This window comes from Stackebrandtia nassauensis DSM 44728, assembly GCF_000024545.1.
Lineage (GTDB): Bacteria > Actinomycetota > Actinomycetes > Mycobacteriales > Micromonosporaceae > Stackebrandtia > Stackebrandtia nassauensis.
Genome location: NC_013947.1, coordinates 4,052,012 through 4,069,945, shown reverse-complemented (window position 1 = coordinate 4,069,945; position 17,934 = coordinate 4,052,012). Strand labels below are relative to the sequence as shown.

13 protein-coding genes are annotated in these 17,934 nt (G+C 69.6%); 10 read left to right on the top strand and 3 right to left on the bottom strand.

What is annotated here, in order from left to right; translation table 11 throughout:
• Window positions 1-183: 183 nt before the first annotated feature.
• The 3 genes from SNAS_RS18800 to SNAS_RS18790 all read left to right on the top strand — a co-directional run bounded on the left by SNAS_RS18800 (window position 184) and on the right by SNAS_RS18790 (window position 2,735).
• The gene (locus SNAS_RS18800) at window positions 184-1,392 is read left to right on the top strand and encodes a sensor histidine kinase (RefSeq protein WP_013019039.1); all 1,209 of its coding nucleotides are present in this window, start codon (window positions 184-186) and stop codon (window positions 1,390-1,392) included.
• Window positions 1,389-2,009 (top strand): response regulator, encoded by a 621-nt coding sequence (locus SNAS_RS18795; RefSeq protein ID WP_013019038.1) that lies wholly within the window; start codon window positions 1,389-1,391, stop codon window positions 2,007-2,009. The genes SNAS_RS18800 and SNAS_RS18795 overlap by 4 nt, the downstream gene beginning before the upstream one ends.
• 177 nt (window positions 2,010-2,186) lie before the next feature.
• The gene (locus SNAS_RS18790; protein ID WP_013019037.1) at window positions 2,187-2,735 is read left to right on the top strand and encodes a DoxX family membrane protein; all 549 of its coding nucleotides are present in this window, start codon (window positions 2,187-2,189) and stop codon (window positions 2,733-2,735) included.
• Between the two features lie 66 nt (window positions 2,736-2,801).
• On the opposite strand, the gene SNAS_RS35265 is transcribed toward SNAS_RS18790, so the two are convergent.
• Window positions 2,802-3,569, bottom strand: coding sequence for an LppU/SCO3897 family protein (locus SNAS_RS35265; protein ID WP_144300562.1), 768 nt, complete (start codon window positions 3,567-3,569; stop codon window positions 2,802-2,804).
• A 133-nt stretch (window positions 3,570-3,702) separates the two neighbouring features.
• Window positions 3,703-4,581 (bottom strand): LppU/SCO3897 family protein, encoded by an 879-nt coding sequence (locus tag SNAS_RS18780; protein ID WP_013019035.1) that lies wholly within the window; start codon window positions 4,579-4,581, stop codon window positions 3,703-3,705.
• 262 nt (window positions 4,582-4,843) lie between these two features.
• On the opposite strand from SNAS_RS18780, the gene gltB reads away from it, so the two are divergent.
• The 5 genes from gltB (at window position 4,844) to SNAS_RS18755 (ending at window position 13,695) form a co-directional block, all read left to right on the top strand.
• Window positions 4,844-9,352, top strand: coding sequence for a glutamate synthase large subunit (gene gltB, locus SNAS_RS18775; protein WP_013019034.1), 4,509 nt, complete (start codon window positions 4,844-4,846; stop codon window positions 9,350-9,352).
• The gene (locus tag SNAS_RS18770; RefSeq protein WP_013019033.1) at window positions 9,345-10,811 is read left to right on the top strand and encodes a glutamate synthase subunit beta; all 1,467 of its coding nucleotides are present in this window, start codon (window positions 9,345-9,347) and stop codon (window positions 10,809-10,811) included. Before gltB ends, SNAS_RS18770 begins: the two co-directional genes overlap by 8 nt.
• A gap of 48 nt (window positions 10,812-10,859) precedes the next feature.
• The gene (locus SNAS_RS18765) at window positions 10,860-11,294 is read left to right on the top strand and encodes a hypothetical protein (protein WP_144300560.1); all 435 of its coding nucleotides are present in this window, start codon (window positions 10,860-10,862) and stop codon (window positions 11,292-11,294) included.
• Window positions 11,295-11,401: 107 nt separating this feature from the next.
• Entirely contained in the window at window positions 11,402-12,823 is a 1,422-nt protein-coding gene (gene pyk, locus SNAS_RS18760) for a pyruvate kinase (RefSeq protein WP_244409038.1), read from the top strand.
• Window positions 12,820-13,695, top strand: a complete 876-nt coding sequence (locus SNAS_RS18755; RefSeq protein WP_013019030.1) for an acyl-CoA thioesterase — start codon at window positions 12,820-12,822, stop codon at window positions 13,693-13,695. The genes pyk and SNAS_RS18755 overlap by 4 nt, the downstream gene beginning before the upstream one ends.
• A 9-nt stretch (window positions 13,696-13,704) precedes the next feature.
• Here the strand turns inward: SNAS_RS18755 and SNAS_RS18750 are convergent, their stop codons facing one another.
• Window positions 13,705-14,130 (bottom strand): thioesterase family protein, encoded by a 426-nt coding sequence (locus SNAS_RS18750; protein ID WP_013019029.1) that lies wholly within the window; start codon window positions 14,128-14,130, stop codon window positions 13,705-13,707.
• A gap of 92 nt (window positions 14,131-14,222) precedes the next feature.
• On the opposite strand from SNAS_RS18750, the gene SNAS_RS18745 reads away from it, so the two are divergent.
• Together SNAS_RS18745 and SNAS_RS18740 are read left to right on the top strand one after the other, a co-directional pair.
• Window positions 14,223-17,204: an AfsR/SARP family transcriptional regulator gene (locus SNAS_RS18745; RefSeq protein WP_013019028.1), complete on the top strand. Its 2,982-nt coding sequence runs from the start codon at window positions 14,223-14,225 to the stop codon at window positions 17,202-17,204.
• Between the two features lie 150 nt (window positions 17,205-17,354).
• On the top strand, window positions 17,355-17,918 hold the full coding sequence (locus SNAS_RS18740; protein WP_013019027.1) for a hemerythrin domain-containing protein: 564 nt from the start codon (window positions 17,355-17,357) through the stop codon (window positions 17,916-17,918).
• The last annotated feature ends 16 nt before the right edge of the window (window positions 17,919-17,934 follow it).

The window sequence follows — 17,934 nt, the reverse complement described above, 5'->3', positions numbered from 1 at the left end:
TCGAAGTCTTGTGCTTTCGTGCTCTCAAGGCTTCCCGGATCCGGGCCCGCCGCCATCGCACGTGTGATGGGCACGGCGGCCCGAGACGATGGAGCCGCGATCTCCACCTTTTGATGGATGCGGCACCGGGTCAACACCCTAATATGGACTCTTCGGACGCGGCGAGGACGCGAGAAGGAAGCCATGAACGCACGCCTGTGGGTGGACCGCGCCATGCACGCCGCCTTCTTCCTGCTGCTGGCCTCCTCGGCGGCCCGGCTGGTGGCCCGGCACGAGGTCACCGGACTGACCGTGGCCGCGCTGGTCGGCAGCCTGCTGCTGGCGGTGGTCTACGCGGGCGGCGCGGCGGCCGGTTACACCACCGCGCGGTGGCGCTATGTGTGGTTCGGCGCCGTGGTGGTGCTGTGGCTGGTGACGGTGGAGCTGGCACCGTCGTTCGCGTGGTGCGCGGTGCCGTTGTACTTCCTGGCGCTGCGGCTGCTGCCCGGCCGGGTCACGATCGCGGTTGCGGTGGTGTTGACGCTGGCGGTCATCGTCGGGGGCGTGCGCATCGCCGACGTCGTCGAGCCGAGCCTGTTCCTGGCGCCGATCGGCATCGCCGTCATGATCGCGGCGTTCTTCTGGCTGCTCAACCACGAGATCACGCAGCGGCAGCGGCTCATCGACGACCTGGCCGCCACCCGCGACTCGCTGGCGGCCTCGCAGCGCGAGGCCGGGATGCTGGCCGAACGGGAACGGCTGTCGCGCGAGATCCATGACACCCTCGCCCAGGGACTGTCCAGTATGGGCATGCTGTTGCAGGCCGCCGGACGGGTCTGGGGCACCGATCCGGACGCCGCCCGCGAGCACGTCGAACGCGCCGGGGCGGTGGCGGCCGAGAACCTGGACGAGGCCCGCCGGTTCGTGCGGGACCTGCGTCCGCCCCGGCTGGACGACACCTCGCTGGCCGAGGCGCTGCGGGTGCTGTGCGCCGACGTGGACCGCGAGAACCCGGTGGCGGTGCGGTTCCGGCTCGAGGGCGTCGAGACCACCGTGGACGACCGCGTCCGGCTGGCGGTGCTGCGGGTCGCGCAGTCGGCCTTGTCCAATGTGGTTGAGCATGCGGGCGCATCGGCCGCGGTGGTGACCCTGTCGTTCCTGGGGGCTGAACTGTCGCTGGACGTGGTCGACGACGGCGCGGGCTTCCCGGTCGGCGAGCCCGTGCCCGGCGACGGCCTCGCGCGGGCGGACGTGGGCTCCGGCTCCGGGCCGCAACGCGGCTACGGCATCCCGGGGATGCGCGACCGGCTGGCCGAACTCGGCGGCGAACTGACCATTGAGAACACACCGGGGGAGGGCACGGCGCTGGCCGCGCGCATCCCGTTGCCACCCGAGCGAAAGCGGGCGTCATGAAGGTATTCATCGTCGACGATCACGTGGTGGTGCGGGCGGGCCTGGCCGCGCTCATCAACGGCGAGGCCGACATGACGGTCGTGGGGGAGGCCTCCGACAGCGCCGGTGCGGTGCGCGGCATCGCCGAGTCCGCTCCCGACATCGTGCTGATGGACCTGCAACTGGGGGAGGGGCCGGACGGGGTGGCCACCATCGAGACCGTGCTGGCCGCGCCCGCGCCCCCGGCGATCCTGGTGCTGACCACCTACGACTCCGACGCCGACGTGGTGCGGGCGGTGGAGGCCGGGGCCCGCGGCTACCTGCTCAAGGCCGGTCCGCCGGAGGAGCTGTTCACGGCGATCCGGGCGGCGGCGCGTGGCGAGCCGGTGCTCAGCCCGGCCGTGGCCGACTCGATGATGCGGCACCTGCGGCAGCCGCGCACCACCCTGACCTCGCGCGAGGTGGAGATCCTGCGGGCGCTGGCGCGCGGCGACAGCAACCGGGCCATCGCCAAACGGCTGTTCATCACCGAGGCCACCGTCAAGACCCACCTGGTGCACATCTACGCGAAGCTCGACGTGGATTCCCGTACCGCCGCGGTGGCCGCGGCGCTGGAACGGCGGCTGATCCGGCTGTGAGCCGAAAGTCCAGCACTAAGTGAAAAAAAGACAACTACTACATATCTAAAAATCTACATAAATACTGTCTAGAGTCTTTACAGTGATATTCGACGCACCCTATCGTGAGCGTGGCGAATTAGTGAGGTTAGCCTTACCTAATTCGCATACGTGACGTCGAATCGCAAAGGCATGGACATGACCGACATCGCCTCTCCCACCGCATCCACCCACGAAAGCAACGACAAGCCCGAATCCCCACTGTCCCCGTTCGCCCGCGTGGCCCTGGCACTCGCTCGGATCTGCCTGGGATGGATCTTCCTGTGGGCCTTCCTGGACAAACTCCTGGGACTCGGCCGCGGCACCCCCTCCGACGGCTCCTGGCTCGACGGGAACAGCCCCACCGCCGGTTACCTCGGCAGCGTCGAGGGAACCTTCGCCGGGCTGTTCTCCGCCATGAGCGGGCAGGTCTGGGCCGACTGGCTGTTCATGCTCGGCATGGGCGGCCTGGGTGTCTCGCTCATCCTCGGCATCGGCATGCGGGTGGCCGCCATCGGCGGCATCGCCCTCCTGGGCATGCTGTGGCTGTCCTCGCTGCCGCTGGAGAACAACCCCTTCATGGACGAACACCTCGTCTACCTCGTCACCGCCATCGCGCTGGCGGCCGCGCGCGCCGGGGACACCCTCGGCCTCGGCAAGGCGTGGGCGCGCACGCCGCTCGTGCGCGCGCTGCCGTTCCTGCGATAACGGCCGACGCGAAAAGACCGTCCACACCGGATATCCGGTGTGGACGGTCTTTGTCGTCTTATGGTGTCACAAGGTCTTCAGGCACAGCACGAACGGGTCCGCCACGTCACTGCCCAACAGGTACAACGTGGAGTCGAAACTGGTGCCCTCACACTCGGCCGCCGCGGCCTCGTCGGTGTTCTCCGTGGTCGACGGCGAGTCCACCCGCTCCAGGACCTCGTAGTAGGCCGAGGAGTCACCACAGTCGACGACCTTGGTGTCGTTGGGGTCCGTCGGATAGTCGAGGCAGTCACCGGCCTGCGCGGCGTCGGCGAAGTTGCCGGTGTCGTCGGAGGTCTCCGAGGGCAGCGCGCTGGTGGTCTCCTCCGAGGAACTGCTGGAGGACTCACTCGTGGTCGACTCGTCGCCACCGTCGGCGGAGTCGTTGGCGGCGCCCCGGATCAGGAAGAACCCACCGATACCCACGGCCAGAATCAGTACCGCCACCACGGCGATGATGATCCCGATCATGGCGCCGTTGCCGCCCGAGGACGGCGGCGGCGCGCCGGGCGTGAAACCACCCGGCGGAGGCGGCGGCATCCCCGGCCCGCCCGGGCCGAAGCCCCCCGGCTGCTGTCCATAGGGCTGTCCCGAAGTCGGCTGTCCATAGGGCTGCCCGGAGGTCGGCTGCCCGTAGGCGGGTCCCGACGTCGGCGGCTGACCATAGGGGTCCGGAGCCTGGTACGGATCCGGCCAACCCGACTGGCCCCCCATCGGAGTCGTCGGCTCCGGTGGCGGATACTGGCCCGGCTGATACGGGTTCTGGTTCGGGTCGCCCGGTGGCTGGTAGGTCAAGGCCTGCTCCAAGCAGTAGTGGTGTGTCGTCCCAATCGCCGACCCTAACGTCAAAGGCCAGGTCGTGACGAGAATTGCCGTCATGAGAACGGACACGGTGCGACCACGATGGTCACACCGTGTCCTCAAAAATCTATTTAGCCACTTCGATCGTACAGAGGAACCAGTCGTACGGACCAACGTCGTTGTTGGCGCTCTCGCTGGTGTAGTAGAGCGTCGAGTTGGGGTCACAGATGGCGTTGAACGCCGAGTCACCGTCGGTCAGTGACTGGTCCGGGTTGTCCTCGGCGGTCAGCACCTCGTAGGCGGCCTTGGAGTCGTCGCACTTGACGAGCTCGAAGTACTCCTCGTTGTCGCTGAGGCACTCGCCCGCCTTGGCCGGGATCTCACCGAACTTGGCGGTGTCGATCTCCTGCGGGTCCAGGCACAGGACCCAGTCGATGCCGGAGCCGGTCTTCTCCAGGTAGATGTAGTCGGCCGCCGCGGTACCGGCGCACTCCTTCTCACTGACCTTCTCGCCGTCGGTGCCCGACGGGTCGTCGATGCGCTTGACGACCTTGAAGAACGCGTCCTCCGCCTTGCAGTCGACGACCTTGACGTCGCTGGCGTCGGTGGTGACGGTGTTCTTCGACTTGGTGGTGCAGTCGCCCTCCTCGGCGATCTGGGTGTCGCCGGTGGCGTGGTCCGCCGCCGAGCCGATGCCCGAACCGATGACGTACTTCACGACGATCCAGCCGATGCCGATGAGCAGCACCAGCGCGATACTGCCGATGATGCCGCCGATCTTCTTGCCCGTCCCGGAGGGCGGGGGCACCGGAGGAGGACCTCCCGGGCCACCACCGGCGGGCGGGAAACCGCTGGGCGATCCGCCGGGGGGTGGGGGGTAGCCGCTGGGCGATCCGCCCTGCTGCGGGAAACCGCTGGGCGTCTGGTTCTGCTGCCCGTAACCGCCGGAACCGTAAGGGTCCTGCTGTGGGGGGTAGCCACCCTGGTAGGGCGGTGGCTGAGTCATGTTCTTCTCTCTCCGAATATCTATTGCTCCGTGCGGGGATGGAAGTTCAAGGGGGCGCACGGAGTATCGGCGAGCGTAGTGTGTTCGATTGCGTGATCGAATGGTGGCCTGTCATGCTTTGACCGAATCCCGGGACGGCCGTGACAGCCACCCCCGATCTCACCTACACTTGCACGATTACGGGCCGACGTCGTCCCGATCAAATCCTGTGAACACCCGATTTCCCCGGTGTTACTTGTGACGACGAAGGAGGCCCACCAGCGTGCGATCTTCCGTACCCTCATTCACTTCGCCGCCAGCCGACCGCCACACAGCGTCCGCGGGCCTGTACGACCCGGCCAACGAACACGACGCCTGCGGCGTGGCCTTCGTCGTCGACGTCGCCGGGCACCGCGCCCACCGCATCGTCGAGGCCGGACTGTCCAGCCTGTGCCGGATGTCCCACCGGGGCGCGGCCGGAGCCGACCCCGACTCCGGCGACGGCGCCGGGATCATGCTGCAGGTCCCCGACGAGTACTACCGCGCCGTCACCGACTTCGCGCTGCCCGAGCCGGGCGGTTACGCCACCGGGCTGGTGTTCTGCGGCCCCGACACCGCCGAGCGGGTGCGCGGCGTGCTCGCCAAATACGCCGTCACCGAGGGCATGACCGTGCTGGGCTGGCGTGACGTCCCCGTCGACCCCTCCTGTCTGGGCCCGGCCTCGCTGGCCGCCGCACCGGAAGTTGTCCAAGTGTTCATGGCCGCCGACGACGGTTCGCGCGGCATCGAACTCGACCGGCGCGCGTTCGCCGTCCGCAAACAGGCCGAACGCGAGCTGCGGGAACGCTCCTGCGACGCCGCCGTGATCTCGCTGTCCTCGCGCACCATCGTCTACAAGGGCATGCTGACGCCCGCGCAGCTGGGCACCTTCTACCCCGAACTGCACGACGAGCGCCTCGACAGCGCGCTGGCGCTGGTGCACAGCCGGTTCTCCACCAACACCTTCCCGTCCTGGCCGCTGGCCCACCCCTACCGGATGGTCGCCCACAACGGCGAGATCAACACCATCCGCGGCAACCGCAACTGGATGACCGCCCGGCAGGCACAGCTGGCCACCAGCGCCCTGCCCGGCCGACTGAAGCGGCTGTACCCGATCTGCACCCCCGGCTCCTCCGACTCGGCGAACTTCGACGAGGTCGTCGAGCTGTTGCACCTGGGCGGGAGGTCGCTGCCGCACGCGATGCTGATGATGATTCCCGAGGCCTGGGAGTCACACGCCACCATGGACCCCAAGCGGCGCGAGTTCTACCGCTTCCACGCCTCCATGATGGAGCCCTGGGACGGACCGGCCTGTGTGGCCTTCACCGACGGCACCCAGATCGGCGCCGTCCTGGACCGCAACGGCCTGCGCCCGGCCCGATGGTGCCGCACCACCGACGGCCTGGTCGTCTTGGCCAGCGAGTCCGGGGTCGTGGACCTGCCGCCGGAGTCCATCGCCGAGAAGGGACGGCTGACCCCGGGCCGGATGTTCCTGGTCGACACCGCCGAGAAGCGCATCATCGCCGACGACGAGATCAAGGACGCCCTGGCCTCCGAGCATCCCTACGCCGACTGGACCCACGCCGGACTGAACCATCTGGACTCGCTGCCCGAACGCGAGCACATCGTCCACACCCACGACTCGGTGCGCCGCCGCCAGCGCGTCTTCGGCTACACCGAGGAGGAGCTGCGGATGCTGCTGGCGCCGATGGCCGCCACGGCCGCCGAACCGGTGGTGTCCATGGGAACCGACACCCCGGTGGCCAGCCTGTCGAAGCGGCCCCGGCTGCTGTACGACTACTTCACCCAGCTGTTCGCGCAGGTCACCAACCCGCCGCTGGACGCCATCCGGGAGGAACTGGTCACCTCGCTGGGCGTCACGATCGGGCCCGAGCACAACCTGCTGGAGCCCTCGGCCGCGTCCTGCCGCCAGATCGAACTGTCCTATCCGGTCATCGACAACGACGAACTGGCCAAGATCCTGTCCATCGACGCCGACGGCGACATGCCCGGCTTCAAGGCGGTGCGGGTGTCGGGCCTGTACAAGGCCCGGCTCGGCGCGGCCGGGATGAAGGCCCGGCTCGTCGAGATCTGCCGCCACGTCTCCGAGGCCATCGAGGACGGTGTCCGGATCCTGGTGCTGTCCGATCGCGACTCCACCCGCGACCTGGCGCCGATCCCGTCGCTGCTGCTGACCGCCGCGGTGCACCAGCACCTGGTGCGCGAACAGACCCGCACCCAGATCGCGCTGGTCGTCGAGACCGGCGACTGCCGCACCGTGCACCACGCGGCGGTGCTGCTGGGCTACGGCGCCGCGGCCATCAACCCCTACCTGGCGTTCGAGTCCATCGAGGACATGATCGCCACCGGCGCGCTGGAGGCCGACCCGGCCGTCGCGATCCGCAACTACGTCACCGGCCTGTGCAAGGGCGTACTGAAGATCATGTCCAAGATGGGCATCTCGACGGTGTCGTCCTACTGCGGCGCCCAGGTCTTCGAGGCCGTCGGTCTCGACGCCAACTTCACGCACCGGTACTTCACCGGCACCGACTCCCGCATCGGCGGCGCCGGGCTGGCCGACATCGCCGCCGACGTCGCCGAACGCCACGCCCACGCCTACACCGACGGCGCCGAGCTCGACGTCGGCGGCGAGTACCAGTGGCGCCGCGACGGTGAGGTGCACCTGTTCAACCCGGAGACGGTGTTCCTGCTCCAGCACTCCACCCGCTCGGGCCAGTACGACGTGTTCAAGAAGTACACCTCCAAGGTGGACGCCCTGACCGCCGACAGCGGTTCGCTGCGCGGCCTGCTCGACTTCGCCGAGGGCCGCACCCCGATCCCGATCGACGAGGTCGAGGACGTCGACACGATCGTGCGTCGCTTCTCCACCGGCGCGATGTCCTACGGGGCGCTGTCGGCCGAGGCCCACGAGACGCTGGCCATCGCCATGAACCGCCTGGGCGGCAAGTCCAACAGCGGCGAGGGCGGCGAGGACGTCGACCGGCTGTACGACCCGCTGCGCCGCAGTGCCGTCAAACAGGTCGCCTCGGGCCGCTTCGGCGTCACCAGCGAATACCTCGTCAACGCCGACGACATTCAGATCAAGATGGCCCAGGGCGCCAAGCCCGGCGAGGGCGGACAGCTGCCGGGTAACAAGGTGTACCCGTGGATCGCCTCCACCCGGCACGCCACCCCCGGCGTCGGCCTGATCTCACCGCCGCCGCACCACGACATCTACTCCATCGAGGACCTGGCGCAGCTGATCCACGACCTCAAACACGCCAACCGGGACGCCCGCATCCACGTCAAACTCGTGTCCGAAGTGGGCGTCGGTACGGTCGCGGCCGGGGTCGCCAAGGCGCACGCCGACGTCGTCCTCATCTCCGGGCACGACGGCGGCACCGGCGCGGCACCGGCCAACTCCGTCAAACACGCCGGGGCGCCCTGGGAGATCGGACTGGCCGAGACCCAGCAGACCCTGCTGCGCAACGGTTTGCGCGACCGGGTGAGCCTCCAGGTCGACGGCGCCATGAAGACCGGACGCGACGTTGTGGTCGCCGCGCTGTTGGGTGCCGAGGAGTACGGCTTCGCCACCGCGCCGCTCATCGTGTCCGGCTGCGTCATGATGCGGGTGTGCCACCTGGACACCTGCCCGGTCGGCGTGGCCACACAGAATCCCAAGCTGCGCGAGAACTTCACCGGCAAGGCCGAGTTCGTGGAGAACTTCTTCCGCTACATCGCCGAAGAGGTGCGGGAGCTTTTGGCCAGCCTCGGCATGCACAGCCTCGACGAGGCCATCGGCCACACCGAACTGTTGCGCCGCCGCGAGAGCATCAACGACCCCAAGGCCGCGGCCCTGGACCTGTCGAACCTGCTGTGGCGGCCCGAACTGCCCGAGGGCGCCAGCCTGCGCCGCTCCCGCGACCAGGAACACGAACTGGACGACACCCTCGGCCAGCGGCTGGTGGAACTGGCCGCACCGGCGCTGACCAGCGGCGACCCGATCGAGATCGACGTCGATGTCGCCAACACCGACCGTTCCGTCGGCACCCTTTTGGGCTCGCAGGTCACCCGCCGGTTCCGCGACGGCCTGGCCGCCGACACCATCACGGTGCGGCTGCGCGGCACCGCGGGCCAGTCCTTCGCGGCGTTCCTGCCCGCCGGGGTCACGCTGCGGCTGTCCGGCGACGCCAACGACTATGTCGGCAAGGGACTGTCGGGCGGGCGGGTCGTGGTGCGGCCCGACGAGGCGGCCGAGTTCGCCGCCGAGGACAACATCATCGCGGGCAACACGCTGCTGTACGGCGCCACCTCCGGCGAGCTGTACTGCCGGGGCCGGGCCGGGGAGCGCTTCGCGGTCCGCAACTCCGGGGCGGTCGCGGTCGTCGAGGGCGTCGGTGACCACGGCTGCGAGTACATGACCGGCGGCACTGTCGTGGTGCTGGGACCGACCGGCCGCAACTTCGGCGCGGGGATGTCCGGCGGACAGGCCTATGTGCACCGGCTCGACCCGGCGCGCGTCAACCAGACCCTGGTGGACCTGGACGATCTGGGCGCCAGCGACATCGCCGAACTCCACAAGCTGCTGCGGCAGCACCGGGACGAGACCGGTTCGGCCGTCGCGGCTCGGCTGCTGTCGGACTGGCCACGCGCCGCCGGCGGCTTCACCAAGGTCATCCCCGTCGAGTACAAGCGCGCGCTGGCTGCCGCCGAGCGCGCCGAAGCCGAGGCAATGGAGGCGCGTCATGGCTGACCCCAACGGTTTCCTGCGACACGTCCGCGAACTGCCGCCGCGCCGTCCGGTGCCGCTGCGGCTCATGGACTGGCGCGAGGTCTACCAGCAGTCCGACGAGACCAAGCTGCGCGAGCAGGCCTCGCGGTGCATGGACTGCGGCATCCCGTTCTGCCACAACGGCTGCCCGCTGGGCAACCGGATCCCGGAGTGGAACGACCTGGTGCGCACCGGCCGCTTCGACGCCGCGTCCGAACAACTCCACGCCACCAACAACTTCCCGGAGTTCACCGGCAAACTGTGCCCGGCGCCGTGCGAGTCCGCGTGTGTCCTGGGCATCGCCGACGACGCCGTCACGATCAAGCAGGTCGAGGCCGACATCGCCGAGCGGGCCTTCGCCGACGGCAACGTCACGCCGCAGCCGATCCCGGAACCGACCGGCAAGTCGGTGGCCGTGGTGGGTTCGGGCCCGGCCGGGCTGGCCGCCGCCCAGCAGCTGGCGCGTGCCGGTCACGCCGTCACCGTCTACGAACGCGACGACGCCATCGGCGGTCTGATGCGGTACGGCATCCCCGACTTCAAACTCGAGAAGCGGCACATCGACCGCAGACTGGAGCAGCTGCGCGCCGAGGGCGTCCAGTTCGTCGTCAACTGCGAGATCGGCGTGTCCATCTCGATGCGGGAACTGCGGTACCGCCACGACGCGATCCTGCTGGCGGTCGGCGCCCTGGCCGGACGCGACACCGACGTCCCCGGCCGGGACCTCGCCGGGGTGCACATGGCCATGGACCACCTCGTGGGCGCCAACCGGGTCGTGGCCGGGCGGGCGCCGTTCGCGCCCATCGACGCGCGCGGCAAACACGTCGTCATCATCGGCGGCGGCGACACCGCCGCCGACTGCCTCGGTGTCGCGCACCGGCAGGGCGCGGCCTCGGTGACCCAGCTGGACCTGTACCCGGAGCCGCCGAAGCAGCGCGACGCCGAGCGCGACCCGTGGCCCAGCTGGCCCAACCTGCTGCGCGACTACCCGGCGCACGAGGAGGGCGGCGAGCGGGTGTTCGCCCACGCCGCGTTCGAGTTCCTCGGCGACGAGGCCGGGCACGTGCGCACCATGCGCGTCAGCGAGGTCACCGTCGACAAGACCGGCGGCCGCCGGGTGGTGAACCAGGTGCCGGGTTCACAGCGCGACATCCCCGCCGACCTGGTGCTGCTGGCGATCGGTTTCGCGGGCAGCGAGGAGCAGCCGCTGCTGCGCCAGGCCGGGCTGGAACTGTCGGGCGGTGTCTACGAGTGCGCCCCGGACTGGCAGACCGACGCCGAGGGCGTCTTCGTCGCCGGTGACGCCCACAGGGGAGCGTCGCTGATCGTGTGGGCGATCGCGGAGGGACGTGCCGCCGCGGCGGCCATCCACGGCTACCTCGGCTTCGCGACACCCCTCCCGGCACCGGTGGAACCCGACAGTGTGCCCTTGACCGCGTGATGCGACGCTGGTGGTGACGGCGTCGTGGCAAACGACTACGGTGACCACGTGTCTCCCGATCCCGCCGACGAGAACAACGGTCGACCCGAGCCGGACCACGACGACGAACAGGCGCTCGCGCGACACCGTGCCGCCGTCGAGGCCGACCTGTCCAAGGCCAACGAGACCCTGGATCGGGTGCGCCGTGAGATGCCGTACCGCAAGGCGCTGTGGGGTTACCGGCTGTACTACATCGGCATACTGTCCAGTGTGGGATCGCTGATCGCCGGTTGTGTCGGCGAGAACAGCGCCCCGATGGTCGTCATCCCGATCGCGCTGCCGCTGGGGATCCTGGGCTACGTGTACGGCTATTTCCAGTTGCGGCGCGAGTACCACGCGTACATGAGCGCCGCCAGCGCCGAGGTGTGGCACTCGCGCCGGGACCGCAAGAACCTGTGGCAGTCGTCCATCTTCCGGGACGCCTTCATGGGCCGGTTGAGATGAACGCTCCGCCCCGGGCCCGTGCCGGGGGCATGACGTGTGCCTTAACGTGCGTTAACGCACGGGGCGCGTGGTTCTCCAATAATTTTTGTGGACTAGGCTTGCCCATCGTGACCCGACGCGCCAAGATCGTTTGCACCCTCGGACCCGCCACCTCAACCCCCGACCGCATCCGTGGCCTCGTCGAAGCCGGGATGAACGTCGCACGCCTCAACTTCAGCCACGGCACCCACGCCGACCACGAGTCCATGTACCACATGGTCCGGCAGGCCGCCGCCGACGCGAACGCCGCGGTGGGCATCCTCGCCGACCTGCAGGGCCCCAAGATCCGGCTCGGCAAGTTCGAGGAGGGCAAGGCCGAGTGGAACACCGGCGACCACGTGTCGCTGACCAGTGAGGACGTCCCGGGCACCGCCAAGCGGGTGTCGGTCACCTACACCAAGCTCCCCGAAGAGGTCAAGGGCGGCGACCGGCTGCTGGTCGACGACGGCCGCCTCGTGCTCGAGGTGCTCGACGTCGACGGCGACGACATCAACTGCCTCGTCATCGAGGGCGGCCCGGTGTCCAACCACAAGGGCCTGTCGCTGCCGAACGTGGCCATCAGCGTCCCGGCACTGTCCGAGAAGGACACCGAGGACCTGCGGTTCGCGCTGCGGCTGGGCGTCGACCTGGTGGCGCTGTCGTTCGTGCGCGACCCGGCCGACGTGGACCCGGTGCACGCCATCATGACCGAACTGGACGTCCGCCGTCCGGTGCTGGCCAAGATCGAGAAGCCCGAGGCCGTGTCGCGGCTGGAGGCCATCGTGGACGCCTTCGACGGCATCATGGTCGCCCGCGGCGACCTCGGCGTGGAACTGCCGCTGGAGCAGGTGCCGCTGGTGCAGAAGCGCGCCGTGCAGATGTGCCGCGAGAACGCCAAGCCGGTCATCGTCGCCACCCAGATGCTGGACTCGATGATCAACAACGCCCGGCCCACCCGCGCCGAGACCTCCGACGTGGCCAACGCGATCCTGGACGGCGCCGACGCGGTGATGCTGTCCGGCGAGACCAGCGTCGGCAAGTACCCGATCGGCACGGTGCGCACCATGGCCAGCATCGTCACCACCACCGAGGCGGGTTCCTTCACCGTCCCGAAACTGGAGCACGACCCCAAGACCCAGGGCGGCGCGCTGACCTCGGCGGCCTCCAAGGTGGCCCGGGCCGTGGACGCCAAGGCGCTGGTCGCCTTCAGCCAGACCGGCGACACCGTGCGCCGGCTGGCCCGGCTGCACTGCCCGCTGCCGCTGCTGGCGTTCACCCCCGAGCCCAAGACCCGGGGCCAGCTGGCGCTGTCGTGGGGCGTGGAGAGCCACGAGGTCGCCTACGTCGACCACACCGACGACATGTTCGACCAGGTCGACCAGGCGGTGTTCTCGCTCGGCAAGGCCAACGTCGGTGACCTGGTCGTCATCGTCGCCGGTTCGCCTCCCGGAACCCCGGGTTCGACCAATACCCTTCGGGTACATCGGATCGGAGAAACGGACACCAAGTGAGTGAAGTGCTGACGGGACAACCGGCGGTCGACGGGCTGCTGCGGGTCCTGGACCTGGAGCAGATCGAGCTCAACATCTTCCGGGGTGTGGGCCCGCAGGTCTCGCCGCAGCGGGTGTTCGGCGGCCAGGTCGCCGGTCAGGCCCTGGTCGCGGCCGGACGCACGGTCGAGGCCGGGCGGCACGTCAACTCACTGCACGGCTACTTCGTCCGCCCCGGTGACTCCACCAAGCCCATCGTCTACGAGGTGGAGCGCATCCGCGACGGCCGCTCGTTCTCGGTGCGGCGCACGGTGGCCGTCCAGAACGGCCAGACGATCTTCTTCATGTCGGCGTCGTTCCACACCGGCGAGGACGGCTTGGAGCACGGCGAGACCGCCCCGGTCGACGTCCCGCCGCCGGTGGAGGTCCCCACGCTCACCGAGCGGCTGGCCTCCCATCCCGACCGGCTGGGCATCTGGGCGCGCATCCCGCGTCCCATCGACGTGCGCTACATCGGCGAGTCCGGTTTCGCGGCCTCGGGGGAACGCCACGCCGCCACCCAGCAGCGGGTGTGGATGAAGGTGGACGGCAAACTGCCCGACGACCCGCTGCTGCACGTGTGCGTCCTGACCTACGCCAGTGACCTGACCCTTCTGGACACCGTGCTGAACCGGCACGGCCAGGTGTGGGGGCCGGGCGGCTACGCCGGTGCCAGCCTCGACCACGCGCTGTGGTTCCACCGGCCGTTCCGCGCCGACGAGTGGTTCCTGTACGACTCGGCCAGCCCCTCGGCCTCGCGCGGGCGGGGCCTGGCCACCGGCCAGTTCTACACCACCGACGGCCGCCACATCGCCACCACGGCGCAGGAGGGAATCCTGCGCGTGACGCCGTAACGCCGTCGGTCAGGACGGGTTGGCGCGTTTGGCCTCGGCGCTGGCGTCGAAGGCCCGGCGGTCGATGATGAACCGCTCGTGGTGACCCTTGCCGATGACGTCGCGGTCGTCGCGGCACTCGACCGCGAACCGCAGCCGACGTTTGTCCACTTCGATGAGTTCCACCGTCGCGGTGACGGTCAGACCCACCGGCGTGGCGGCGGTGTGACTGATGTTGACCAGGGTCCCCACCGTCTGGGTCCCGGACGGCAGCAGCGGACTGAGTGCCTCCACACAGGTCGACTCCACGAAAGCCACCAAAAACGCGGTGGCCAGAACCCTTGGCATGTCGGCGAAACCGGTGAACGACGGGTTCACCGCCGGGACGGTGAGACTTTCGTCCACCGTGAGCCGAGCGGAGTGCCGCAGTCCGGGGGTCAACGCGATCTCGGTCATGTTCGCACTCCTGGGGCGTCGGGATGGCCTCAAGGTTGGCATATCCGAAAGTCCGATTAGGCAATGCCCGGCCGCCGTGATTGCATATAGGAATGCCTCCCGTTGGTGACTCACCGCTCATTAGGCTGCTCGGAGAGGTATCGGTTCTCGTCCAGGGAAAACCGGTCTCGGCGGGTACGCCGAAGCAGGCGTGTGTGTTGGCGTGTCTGGCCTGGACGCCGGGTACTCCGGTGGACACTGACACGATCATCGAGCGGGTCTGGGACGGTGACGCTCCGACCAATCCGCGGAACACGTTGTCGCCGTATGTGACCCGGTTGCGTTCGCTGCTGTCGGACACCGGTGCGACCATCACCGGTAAGAGCGGCACCTACACCCTCAACATCGCCGACACCGACGTCGACGTCCACGCCATGCGCGCCTGGGCCACGCAGGCCCGGGGACTGGCGGCCACCGACCCGGCCCGCGCGGTCGCGCTGCTGCGGGCGGCGCTGGGCCTGTGGCGGGGACGACCGCTGTCGCGCGTCGACTGCCGCTGGGCGGACTCGATCTCCGTGGCCGTGGAACCCGAGCACGTCGAGGTGTGGACGCAGCTGTTCGAGGTGGAACTGTCCCGCGACAACCACGCCCGCGTCATCGGCGAACTGTCCGAAGTGGTGGCCGACAATCCCGTCAACGAGAACCTCATCGGGCAGTACCTGGTGGCGCTGTACCGCTGCGGCCGTGGCATCGAGGCGCTGGAGTGCTACCGGCAGGCCCGGCAGCGGCTGCGGGACGAGTTCGGCGTGGACCCCTCGCCCAGGCTCGCCGACATCCAGCGCCGCATCCTCGCCGACGACCGGGACCTGCTGTCGGCCCGCACCGACGTGGCCGCCGAGGTCGCGGTGCCCCGGCAGCTGCCCGCCGCCCCGGCCGGGATCATCGGACGCGACACACTGATCAACGCCGCCGACGCCGCGGTGGCCCGTGACCACGACACCGTCGCCTTCGTCGGACCCGGCGGCGCCGGGAAGACCGCGCTAGCGCTGACCTGGGCGCACAAACTCTCCGCCCGCTTCACCGACGGCCAGCTGTTCGCCGACCTGCGCGGCTTCTCCGGCACCGAACCGGCGCCACCGGCCCGGGTGCTGACGGGTTTCCTTCGGGCTTTGGGGGTTCCGGCCTCCCGGCTGCCCGCCGGGGAGAGCGAACTGTCGGCGCTGTTCCGCGCCACCGTCGCCGGGCGCCGGATCCTCATCGTCTTGGACAACGCCGTCGGGCCGAGACAGCTGCGGCCGCTGCTGCCCGGCGACGACGGCTGCCTGACCGTGGCCACCAGCCGCGACAACCTCAGCGGCCTTGACCGCGTCCACGCCATCACCGTCGCCGAACTGTCCAGCGCCGACTCGCAGCGGGTGCTGGCCGAGACGCTGGGCGCCCGCCCCGGACCGGTCGCCGCCACCCTGATCGCGCGGCTCGCCGAGCAGTGCGGGAACCTGCCGCTGGCGTTGCGGCTGGCCGCCAGCCAGCTGTCGGGCGGCTCGGACCACGAACTGTCCGAACTGGTCGACGACCTGGACTCCGGCGATCGGCTCGCGACACTGTCCTATCCGGAGGACTCGCCCGGCGGTGTCGCCGCCGCCATCGAGACGTCCTACAAGGTCCTGGCGCCTGGGCCCCGGCACCTGTTCCGGCTGCTGGGGCTGCACCCTTCGGGCACCGCCGACGTCGAAGCGCTGGCGGCCATGGCCGACGCCGACCTGGCCGAGACCGAACGGATCCTGTCCACACTCGCCGCCGCACACCTGGTGGAGCCCACTGGGGACGGCCGCTGGGGCATGCACGACCTGGTCGCCGAGTACGCCTCCCGGCTCGACGCCCCCGACCGGGAGGCCGCGCTGAAACGCGGCCTCGACTGGTACCTGGCCGCGGTGCTGGCCGCCGAGAACGCCTCCGGCGGTGGCCAGGTCGCCACCAGGACACCGGAGGTCGCGGCACCGGTACCGACCTTCGCCGACCCCGACGCGGCCCTGGCCTGGCTGGACTCCCGCTACCCGACCCTGGTGTCGGCGGTGTCCTTCGCCGACGACGCCGGGTTCCCCGAACACGCGATCGGCATCGCCGGGTCGCTCACCGACTACTGCTACAACGGCGGCCGCGTCGAGGACTGGGTGCACCTGCTCCGGGTGGCGCTGTCGGCCGCGCGGCGGCTGGGCGACCCGGTCGTCATCAACCGCATGCACGTGCTGCTGGGCAGCGGATACCGGCGGCTGAACCGCTCCGACATCGCCATCGACCACTATCGACAGGCGATGGACGCGGCCCGGCAGGCCCGGGACACCTACCGGCAGGCCGTCACCGGTTTCGCCCGCGCCTACGTCCACCGCGACCACGGCGAGTACGAGCAGGCCCGCATCGCCTGCGAGGCCGCGATACCGCACCTGCGCGAGCACGGCGACGTCCGCACCGAGGCCAACCTGTTCACCGACCTGGCGCTGCTGGCGATCCTGCGCGGCGACTACCCCGAGGCCACCCGCCTCAACGACACCGCCCGCCGACTCGCCGAGGAGTACCGGCTGCGTTCGGTCATGCCCTACGTCATCGAGTACTCCGGCCGGATCCTCTACCGGCAGGGCCGTCTGGACGAGGCCGCGGCCGCCTTCGCGTCGGTGCTGTCCGGGTTCGGCGAGGTGGGGGAGTACGGCGCGGCGCTGATCGCCAGTCAGCTGGCCGTGGTTCAGTCCCGGCTCGGCCACGTCGACGCCGCCCGCGCCCGGCACCTGACGGCACTGTCGGCCACCGCCGATCCGTCCACACCGGACGACGACCGGGCCGCGGTGCTGAGCGACTCGGGACTGTCGTTCCGGCTCGCGGGCCAGCCCGAACAAGCCCTGGAACACCACCGCGAGGCGCTGTTCGTCGCCGAACGCGGCGGCATCCCGTACCAGCAGGCTCGCGCCCACCATGGACTGTGTCTGGCGTTTCGGGCGCTGTCCGACACCGACCGGGCCGAGGAGCACTGGCGCGAGGCCCTGGACATCCACACCCGGCTGGGCACCGCCGAGGCCACCGAACCCGGCCACCCGATGTACTGACCGCCGCACGCTCGGGTTGTTTACGCACGCACCGACTGGGTATTCCCACAACACATCTCGGTTTCGCCGACCGGTTGTGGGGCCGTACCTGGCAGGGCGGCCCCACAACACTTCCACGGCCGCGAGACCCGGATGCCTAGGAGGTCTTCGATGGTCACCACTGCCGAAACCAATCTCGTCAACATCGTCGTATCCGATCACCGGCTGCTGAACCGGGTCTTCACCGAGTTGCAGGACGAGAACCTCACCGGCGAGTGGCGGCGGGCGCTCACCGACGCCCTGGTCGCCGAACTGGTGGGGCACCTGCTGGCCGAGGAACACTACCTGTATCCGCTGGTGCGCTCCTATGTCAACAACGGCCGCGAACTGGCCGACCGGGAACTGGCCGAACACGCCGAACTCAAACGGCTCATGAAGGAGCTGGAGGAGTTCGACGGCGCCGACCCGAGGTTCATCGCGCTGCTCGCCGAGCTGACCCGCCGGTGCCGTCGGCACATGGCCGACGAGGAGGACGTGACACTGCCGCTGGTCGGGGCGGCGTGCAGCCCGCTGACCCTGCAGAAGCGGGGCGCGAAGATGCTGCGCAACAAGAAGTTCGCGCCCACCCGCCCGCACCCCGACGCCCCGGATCGTCCACCCGCCAACCTGATCGTGGATCCGGGCGCCGCGTTCGTCGACCGGCTTCGGGATCGCATCGACCCGACCGAGGTCTAGACCTGCAAGGAGTGAC